Source organism: Bradyrhizobium sp. (genome assembly GCF_016462955.1).
GTDB lineage: Bacteria > Pseudomonadota > Alphaproteobacteria > Rhizobiales > Xanthobacteraceae > Bradyrhizobium.
Map to the genome: position 1 here is coordinate 3,494 of NZ_JAEMSD010000146.1, position 7,659 is coordinate 11,152.

Here is a 7,659-nt window from a genome sequence, read left to right on the forward strand (position 1 = left end):
GCCGGGCAGGGGGCGGCGGACCGGCGAGACGGCGGCGGCGACCATGTCGACGAAAGCGCGGTTGATCTCGTCGACCTCCGCCCCGATGTCGGCGCCGAGGAACGAGGCCGCGGCGAGATCGAGCGTCAGCTGCTTCATCGCCGGATAGAGCTGCATCTCGCCCGGCTTTGCCTTCCACTGCGCGATGCGCGCGGAGATGCCGCGGTCGAGGTCGCCGAGATAGGACTTCATCGGCCCGGACTTGAAGGCGACCGACAGCGCCTTGCGATGCAGCCGGTGCTCGTCGAAATCCAGCAGCATCAGCCCGCGCGGAAACAGCAGGCCCAGAACCTTGTTCCATCCATGCGTCGAGGAGAACAGCTTCTGCTGGTCGAACAGCACGAGCTCGTTGGCCTCGGGCCCGAGCAGCACGACATTGGTCTCGCCGAAGAAATGCGTGCGGTAGACCAGGCCGTATTTGGCGCCGTTGGCTTCGATATGGCCCTTGGGATCGGCGAGTACTTGAAACGTCTTGCCGATGAAGGGCCAGCCCTCGTCGCCGGGGATATGGGTCAGCTCGTTGCGCCTGGGCGGGGTAAACTGAAGCGCAGGGGCGGCCACATTCTGCATCGACATCACGATTGCTCCGGTTGCTAGCCGACAGAATCCGAGCCACCGACGGCAATATTGCGGCCGGTGCCTGGCTGATGTGATCAGCTTAGCACGGGCCGATATCACTTGCTCGCGATAGTGGCCGCAGGTGCAGCCGCAGCGCGCCCCTACCGCTTCGCCGCTTCCTTCTGCAGATCCGGCGCGTTGACGGCAGGAATGGCGACGCGGCCGGGGCCGGTAACCTTCAGCGCCTCGGCGGCCTTCTCGTTCTCCATGATCTTGGCCATCACCGCTTGCCCCGCGCGCTCGAAGATCGCGCGGTTGTCGATCACGAATTTTTGCGATCTGCGCAGCCCGTCGATGTAGCCGTTGATCTCCGGCACCACGTAGCGCGCCACCATGTCCCAGCTGCGGCGGGTGTTTTCTGGATTGGCCCAGTCGTGCACGAAGCCGATGATGGCGCCGACGCCGCCGGAGACCTGCATCACGTTCTTGATGGTTTTGACGAGATCGTCGGGCGTGCCGATGGTGGATGCAGCGCCCTCGACGAAGGCGGTCTTGTCGACGGCTTCGTCGGGCGAGGAGAACGCGGTGAGGCCCGGCCGCTGCAGCGTGCCGACGTTATATTCGTTGTGCCAACGCATCAGCCCGGCGCCCGCTTCGCGGCGCGCCTGCTCGCGGGTCTCGGCGATGTGGAAGGTCAGCAGCACGCGCCAGTCGGCGCGGTCGACCTTCGTGCCGTGCTTCTTCGCCGCGTCCTCGGCGAACTGCCATTGCTGCTGCAGCGACATCAGCCCCTGCGTCGTCATCGAGCCCAGCGAGATGATGCCGATGCCGTATTTGCCGGCGAGCGTCATGCCGGACGGCGAGATCTGCGACGCCACGACGAACGGCATCTCCTCCTGCAACGGCAGGATCTGCAGTGCGGCATCGTTCATCGTGAACCAGTCGCTCTTGGCCGTGACGCGTTCGCCGTTGAACAGGCGGCGGATCACGCCGATCGCCTCGTCCTGGCGGTCGCGCTGCGTCATCGGATCGATGCCGAGCGTGTGCGCGTCGGAGGCGAGCGCGCCGGGGCCTGAGCCGAAGATGGCGCGGCCGCCGGTCATGTGGTCGAGCTGCACCATGCGCTGGGCGACGTTGTAGGGATGGTGATAGGGCAGCGACACCACGCCGGTGCCGAGCTTGATCCGCTTGGTGCGCTCGCCGGCCGCGGCCAGGAACATCTCGGGCGAGGCGATCATCTCCCAGCCGGAGGAATGATGCTCGCCGCACCAGAACTCGTCATAGCCGAGCGCGTCCAGCTGCTCGACGAGGTCGAGATCGCGCCGGAACTGCAGCATCGGATGCTCCCCGATCGGGTGATGCGGGGCAAGGAAGGCTCCGAACTTCAGGCGCGCCATGCGTTCTCTCCGGCTTTCATTTTCTGTTTGTTGAGGCGCTCACGCTACGTGCCCGATCGCGCGAAGGCAATCATGCGATGTCCCGCGCGGCGGAATGCAGGCATGCGTTGTGAAGCGTGAGACGTCCGGTATCCCTCGACATCGCACGACGCAGAATCTCGTGAGATGGGGACATGATTGGGCTGGCCGGTCCATTCGCGTCCCGACACATTCATGTCGAGGCTTCAATCAGCGCGCGCAGATTCCGCGTCGTCCTTGCTGCTTTTGTGACATTCATCGTGCCCTGCGCCGCATTTTTGGCGCAGATACGCTGCGCCAGTGCACGAAGTTGAGGCATTACGGTTAATGCGTGCTGATTCCACCGGGTTTTCCCGGTGTCGGTGAGATTGACAGCGCACGGTCTTTTTATTTTGCATCGCAGCAACTATTTGGTTGGGCTGGACGTTGATCGTCGCCCACCAGGACATTGCCGTGTCGCTAGCCAAGAACATCGACTTGCTGAAACGTCTGCACAGGCTGGACGGACTGCGCCTTGCCGGGCTCGGCCGCAGCGCTGATTCATCCAGCCCGCTGCAGGAGGTGACGGAGTTCGGCGACAATCCCGGCGCCTTGCGCATGTTTGCGTTCGCGCCGCCGCAATTGCAGAAGCCGCGCGCGCTCGTGGTCGTGTTGCATGGCTGCGGGCAGACGGCGGCCGCCTACGATCTCGGCGCGGGCTGGTCGACGCTGGCACAGCACTACGGCTTCGCGCTGTTGATGCCCGAGCAGCAGCGCGCCAACAACGCGAACACCTGTTTCAACTGGTTCAGTCCGGAGGATACCGCGCGGGACTCCGGCGAGCCGCGCTCGATCCGCGCGATGATCGCGCACATGGTGAAGGCGCACCGCATCGATCCCAGGCGCGTCTTCATCACCGGCCTCTCCGCCGGCGGCGGCATGACGTCGGTGATGCTCGCGACCTATCCGGAGGTTTTTGCGGCCGGCGCGATCATTGCCGGGCTGCCTTACGGCATCGCCGCGAATCTGCGCGAGGCGCTCGACGGCATGTTCCATTCTCCCGCGCGTCCCGGGCGCGAGCTCGGCGATCTCGTGCGCCGTGCCACCGATCATCGCGGGCCTTGGCCGAAGATCTCGGTATGGCACGGCAGTGCCGACCGCACCGTCAATCCCGGCAATGCCAACGAGATCGTCAAGCAGTGGCTCGACCTGCATGACCTGCCGGAGATGCCGATGGCGGAGACGGTCGTCGACGGCCATCCGCGCCAGGCCTGGTGGAACAGGGACGGCGAGACCCTGGTCGAATCCTACGCCATCACCGACATGGCCCACGGCACGCCGCTCGGCCTTGCCGACAACGACCAGCGTTACGGCGTCGAAGGCGCCTTCCTGATCGAGGCCGGCATCTCCTCGTCCTATCACATCGCCAAATTCTTCGGCCTGACCGGCTTCATCGCCGACGCGGCGGCGAACAAGGCGGACGTCAAGCCCGCGAAGCCGGCGCTGACATCCGCGCCACATCTCGCCCGCTCGATTCGAACTGCCGTTGCCGAACAGCCGGCTGACGCCAAGCACGAGAGCCCTCGCGGCCTCGACCTTGGCCAGATCATCACGCGCGCGCTGACGGCCGCAGGCTTGATGAAGTAGCCCCACTGTCGTCCCGGATGGCGGGGTTCGAGACAGCGGCGCGTGGCCGCCAACGCGAATTGCTCACATCTCGCCCGTGATGAACGGATTGGTCATCCGCTCCTGGCCGATGCTGGAGCCCGCGCCGTGGCCGCAGATGAAGCCGACATCGTCGCCGAGCGGCAGCAATTTCGACTTGATCGAGTTGATCAGCGTGGCGTGACTGCCGCCCGGCAGGTCGGTGCGGCCGACCGAGCCCGCGAACAGGACGTCGCCGACATGGGCGAAACGCAGATCCTTGTTGAAGAACACCACGCTGCCGGGCGAATGGCCCGGGCAGTGCAGGATATCGAACTGCAAGGCACCGATCGACACGCTGTCGCCTTCGTCGAGCCAGCGGTCCGGCGCGAAGTTGCGCACGCCCGTCATGCCGAAGCGCGCGCCGCTCTCGACCACGTTGTCGAGCAGGAACTTGTCCGCTTCATGCGGGCCTTCGATCGGCACCTTCAGCGCATCGCGCAAGTCCGCCGCGCCGCCGACATGGTCAATATGGCCATGGGTCAGCCAGATCTTCTCCACGGTGACGCCGGTCTGCCTGATCGCGTCCAAAATCTTCGGCACGTCGCCGCCGGGGTCGATCACCACGGCCTTCTTGGTCGGCTCGTCCCAGATGATGGTGCAGTTCTGCTCGAACAGCGTCACGGGAACGATGATCGCGCCCGCCTTGGCTTGCGGGGATTCTTGGGTGTCGTCTTGCTCGGTCATGGCCTCACAATGCCGATTTTTGCCGGGCCGCCAAGCAAAAGATTCGTGGCCATTGCCGGAACAACCGTCACACAGCGGGCCCAATTGGTCCGCCAATTTGAACCGGGGCATGGCTGTCGCGTTCTTCCGCGCAAGGCGGCAGATTTTGGGTGGTCCTCCATGGCTCACGACAACGAGAATTGGTGGCGCGACGGCGTCTTCTATCAGATCTATCCGCGCTCCTTTCAGGACTCGAACGATGACGGGGTCGGCGATCTCGCCGGCATCCTCACGCGGCTGCCTCACGTCAAGTCGCTGGGCGTCGACGCGATCTGGCTGTCGCCGATTTTTCCCTCGCCGATGGCGGATTTCGGCTACGACATCTCCGATTATGTCGGCATCGAGCCGCTGTTCGGCACCATGGCCGATTTCGATGCCTTGCTCCAAGCCGCCCACGACAACGGCCTGAAGCTGATCCTCGACCTCGTGCCGAACCACACCTCCGACCAGCACCCCTGGTTCATCGAGAGTCGGTCGTCGCGCGACAATCCCAAGCGCGACTGGTACATCTGGCGCGATCCGGCGCCCGGTGGCGGCGTGCCGAACAATTGGCTGTCCGAGTTCGGCGGCAGCGCGTGGCAGTTCGACGAGGCTACCGGTCAATATTACTACCACGCCTTTCTCGCCCAGCAGCCGGACCTGAACTGGCGTAATCCGGACGTCCGCACCGCGATCTACGACGTGATGCGGTTCTGGCTGGACAAGGGCGTCGACGGCTTTCGCGTCGACGTGATCTGGCACCTGATCAAGGATGCCGAATTCCGCGACAATCCCCCGAACCCGCATTACGTCGAGGGCCGGCCGCCGAACGAGAGGATCCTGACGCAGTATTCGACCGACCAGCCGGAGGTGCACGACGTCATCGCCGAGATGCGGCGCGTCACCGATTCCTACGGCGCGCGCGTCCTGATCGGCGAGATCTATCTGCCGCTGCATCGCCTCATGGCCTATTACGGCAACGATCTCACCGGCGCGCAGATGCCGTTCAATTTCGCGCTGCTCTCGACCTTCTGGAGCGCGCGCTCGCTCGAGACGATCATCGAGGATTACGAGAAGGCGCTGCCGCGCGGCGCCTGGCCGAACTGGGTGCTCGGCAATCACGATCGTCCGCGCGTGGCGAGCCGCGTCGGGCCCGAGCAGGCCCGCGTCGCGGCCATGTTGCTGCTGACCCTGCGCGGCACGCCGACCCTCTACTATGGCGACGAGATCGGCATGCATCAGCTCGCGATCGCGCCGGAGTTCGTTCAAGATCCATTCGAGAAGAACGTGCCCGGCATCGGCGTCGGCCGCGACGGCTGCCGCACGCCGATGCAATGGGATTCCCAGGACTTCGCCGGCTTTTCGCAAGTCCGGCCGTGGCTGCCGTTGCCCGAGGATCATATCCACGAGAACGTCGCCAATCTCGAAGCCGATGCGGGCTCGATTCTCAATCTCTACAAGCGTCTGATCGCCTTGCGGAAGAGCTGTCCTCCGCTGGTCGCGGGCGATTATCATCCGATCGCCGCGCAGGGCGATCTCCTGATCTACGGCCGCGAGGCCGGCGGCAAGGCCGTCATCGTGGCGCTCAATCTCGGCCCCGAGCCGGTCGCGGTGACGACGAGCGCGATCAAGTTCGGCAGCAGCATCCTGCTGTCGACGTTCCTGGATCGCGAAGGCGAGGAGATCGAAGGCGTGCTGGACCTGCGCGGCAATGAGGGCGTCGTGGTGGCGCCGCCGTAAGCTGTCGTCCCGGGGCGCGCGAAGCGCGAGCTATGATGCGCAGTTACGTATCTGAGGTCCCATAACCGCAGGAAGGAGTTTTGCGACGACTCGGAGTTGCCGTTTTGCCCCACACGTCTTCCTGTGGTTATGGATTCCGGGCTCGCGCTGCGCGCGCCCCGGAATGACGGGCGGAGGGGAATCGGCTATCCTGTCCCCATGGACAACACCGCCCGCAACATTTCCCTCGTGCCGCTGCCGGATCGCCGCCAGTCGGAGACGGCGCTCGCCATCGCGCGCGGAACGTCGCGGCTGTTACGCTCGCTCGGCTTCTCCAGCATCAGCGAATTGCCGCTGCCGTCGGGCCGGCGCGCGGATCTCGTGGCGCTGAACGAGCGTGGCGAGATCTGGATCGTCGAGATCAAGTCGTCGGTGGAGGATCTCCGCGCCGATCAGAAATGGCATGAATACCGCGCCCATTGCGACCGGCTGTTCTTCGCCTTCACGCAGGACTTGCCGTGCGAGATCTTCCCTGAAGACACCGGCCTGATCGTCGCCGACGCCTATGGCGCACACATGCATTGCGAGGCGCCCGAGCACAAGCTCGCTGCCGCCACACGCAAGCAGATGACGCTGCGGTTCGCGATGGCGGCGGCCTTGCGCATCAACCGGCTGGTCGATCCGCAAGGCCATGCGGACTTCTGGGAATAGGCCGCGCTGAACGAAGCGCGGCGTGATCCGGAGCCTTCGTGATCCCCGAGGGCACCGATTTGCAATGGGCCGCGGCTACTTCTTGGCGTGCGCCGCCCGGATCGGACCGAAAGGCCCGTACATGTGCTGCTGCTGATCGAATCCGTCGGCGTACGGTCCGTAAGGGGTGTCGACCGGCTTCTTCGAAAGGTCCGGATAATCCTTGTCGAGACCGGTCTTTCTCGGGCGCGGCTGAGAGATCATATAGGCGGCCACGTCCCAGGCCTGCTCGACCGTGAGCTGAGGATTCAGGTAGTCCGTTCCGTGCGGCATGTTGAAGTGCACGAAGTTCGCCGCCGTAATCAGCCGCGCCATGCCGGCACCGTCATTGAAACTATCGGGGCCCCAGAGCGGCGGCACCATGTAGCCGAGATCGACGCTCGGCAGGCTGCGGCGTATTCCGGAGCCGTCCTCGTTGTGACAGGAGAGACAGGCGCTCGCATAGATCGCCTTGCCACGAGCGGGGTCGGCCGCTCGATCGAGCTCAGGCATTGATCCGGCGCCGAGTCCCGACAAGGCTTTGCCTGCCGGCACGCCGGACGAGAGAAATTTGATGTAAGCCACGAAGGCCTGCATTTCCGGACTGTCGAGCGGCAGCGCGCGGCCATTCATGCTGCGGGTCATGCACGAGTTCACGCGGTCCTCGATCGTGATCTCGGCGCCCAGGCGGGCACTGTATTGCGGGAAGAGCTCGACCAATCCGAAGATCGGCAAGCCGAACTTCTTCGTACCGGCTTCGAGATGGCAGTTGCTGCAGGCGAGATTGTTGCCGGCATAGCGCTTGGCTGGA

7 protein-coding genes are annotated in these 7,659 nt (G+C 64.7%); 3 read left to right on the plus strand and 4 right to left on the minus strand.

The features are described 5' to 3' along the window. A partial coding sequence (locus tag JHD07_RS16825; RefSeq protein ID WP_291624193.1) for a cytochrome P450 occupies positions 1-615 on the minus strand: 615 nt, incomplete at its 3' end. Positions 616-758: 143 nt separating this feature from the next. Next, a complete protein-coding gene (locus JHD07_RS16830; RefSeq protein ID WP_291624194.1) occupies positions 759-1,994 on the minus strand; it encodes an LLM class flavin-dependent oxidoreductase in 1,236 nt (411 codons plus the stop codon). A 471-nt stretch (positions 1,995-2,465) separates the two neighbouring features. Here JHD07_RS16830 and JHD07_RS16835 point away from each other — a divergent pair, with 471 nt between their 5' ends. Beyond that, positions 2,466-3,638: a PHB depolymerase family esterase gene (locus JHD07_RS16835; RefSeq protein WP_291624196.1), complete on the plus strand. Its 1,173-nt coding sequence runs from the start codon at positions 2,466-2,468 to the stop codon at positions 3,636-3,638. A gap of 63 nt (positions 3,639-3,701) precedes the next feature. Here JHD07_RS16835 and JHD07_RS16840 read toward each other — a convergent pair whose 3' ends face one another. Beyond that, a complete protein-coding gene (locus tag JHD07_RS16840; RefSeq protein WP_291624198.1) occupies positions 3,702-4,382 on the minus strand; it encodes an MBL fold metallo-hydrolase in 681 nt (226 codons plus the stop codon). Between the two features lie 159 nt (positions 4,383-4,541). On the opposite strand from JHD07_RS16840, the gene JHD07_RS16845 reads away from it, so the two are divergent. Both JHD07_RS16845 and JHD07_RS16850 read left to right on the plus strand, forming a co-directional pair. Next, on the plus strand, positions 4,542-6,140 hold the full coding sequence (locus JHD07_RS16845; RefSeq protein ID WP_291624200.1) for an alpha-amylase family glycosyl hydrolase: 1,599 nt from the start codon (positions 4,542-4,544) through the stop codon (positions 6,138-6,140). A gap of 198 nt (positions 6,141-6,338) precedes the next feature. Beyond that, positions 6,339-6,830: an MmcB family DNA repair protein gene (locus JHD07_RS16850; RefSeq protein ID WP_291624202.1), complete on the plus strand. Its 492-nt coding sequence runs from the start codon at positions 6,339-6,341 to the stop codon at positions 6,828-6,830. 75 nt (positions 6,831-6,905) lie between these two features. Here the strand turns inward: JHD07_RS16850 and JHD07_RS16855 are convergent. Beyond that, on the minus strand, positions 6,906-7,659 hold a 754-nt coding region (locus JHD07_RS16855), incomplete at its 5' end, for a c-type cytochrome (RefSeq protein ID WP_291624204.1).